The sequence below is a fragment of the Wolbachia endosymbiont of Cylisticus convexus genome (genome assembly GCF_003344345.1).
In genome coordinates, this window is the sequence record NZ_QPIP01000213.1 from 1 (window position 1) to 1481 (window position 1481).

At 36.3% G+C, this 1481-nt stretch carries 3 protein-coding genes; all 3 read right to left on the reverse strand.

Going from position 1 to position 1481, the window contains the following annotated elements:
• The coding region (locus Wcon_RS10530) for an IS256 family transposase (RefSeq protein WP_114516781.1) at positions 1–828 on the reverse strand (828 nt) is incomplete at its 3' end.
• 16 nt (positions 829–844) lie between these two features.
• The gene (locus Wcon_RS12920; RefSeq protein ID WP_338062156.1) at positions 845–979 is read right to left on the reverse strand and encodes a hypothetical protein; all 135 of its coding nucleotides are present in this window, start codon (positions 977–979) and stop codon (positions 845–847) included.
• A gap of 137 nt (positions 980–1116) precedes the next feature.
• On the reverse strand, positions 1117–1481 hold a 365-nt coding region (locus Wcon_RS11615; protein ID WP_338062145.1), incomplete at its 5' end, for a group II intron reverse transcriptase/maturase.

Below are 1481 nucleotides of genomic sequence, written 5' to 3' on the forward strand. Positions count from 1 at the left end.
ACTGGATACATATTTCAGAGAATTTCTTATTTGGTGTACTATACATAGCTGCACTTCTGCACTGGGAAATACACTGTTGATGGCTGCAGGAAAGCTTTTTAGCCCATCTACACATGCAATCAGAATATCTTCTACTCCTCTTTCTTTGAGGTTATTTAGCACTTCCAACCAAAAGTTAGCTCCTTCACTTTCAGCCAAATAAAAGCCCAGGACTTCTTTTCTGCCATTTTGGTCTATGCCCAATATATTGTACATACATTTACTTACGCAATGTCCATCCTCCTTGACCTTAAAGAACATCCCATCCATAAATACTATCGGGTATACTGATTGCAGTGGACGACTACGCCATTCATTGATTATAGGCAGTAATTTGTCGGTAATACTTGATATCTCTGCTACCGATATTTTGTGATCATAAATTTCCTCAACGTGTGACGCTATATCTCTATAGCTCATACCACTGGCAAATGTGCTCAAAATCTTCGTTTCAAGCTCTGGATGTAAGCTTGTTTGCCTTTTTTTGACTATTTGCGGCTCAAAACTTCCTTCTCTATCTCTTGGCGTTAACAGCTCAAATGAACCTGCACTTGTACGTAAAGTCTTTCCATTCCTCCCATTTCTGCGATTATTTTCTTCACTTTCAGCTAATAAATGGTTTTCTATTTCACCTTCTAGACTCGCCTCCAGCAGCTTTTTTATAAATGGTGTTAATGCTCCCTCCTTTCCTGTCAACGGTCTTCCTTCTCGTATAGACGACAGGATATTTGTTTCCAACTCTTTATAATCTACCAATCCGTTAGTTCTGTTTACTACTTTTTGACTCATTGTCAAACCTCCATTTTTAAATTGATATAAGTTCAAAAAAGTGTGTCAAACCGAAAAAAAGTAATATTCCCCAAACAACAAGAGTCTTCCTCTGTCGTTCAATCATTCTCTTTTTCCATTTCGGTAGCTCAGTATTACGTTTACCTAGCAAATCAGCAAGTTTACGTACGTGATGTACTTCAATCTGCTCTTGTGATTTACATAAGTTTGTGCCAATAGTCTTTGCTCTATTTCACTACGCTTATTCCATATTGGTATAAGGTTATCACTTATGCTTACCCATTTATTTCATTTTAGTGATACAGCACCAAAGTGTGTAATTAATGGTATCTTTGATGGTAAACGATCTACTCTGATTTGGATGACTTTTCGTTTTTCACCTTCATCGTTTTCAATCATCGCACCAAATTTTCTATAAATTTTCCTGCAAGTTGTTTTGTATTTAGATGCTAAAGTCTTTACTAATGATACTTCCATCACATACTTCAAATAACTTAGTGTGTGAAGGTTGTAGGCCATTTTGTAATATTGTACAATTCCTCGATATTCAGTTTGATACTGAGCAACAATACTGTAAGCTGTATCAAATATACGTTGAGGTAAATGTATAGGCTTTCCACAACGCATACACTTTTTCTGCTTTATATGATGTG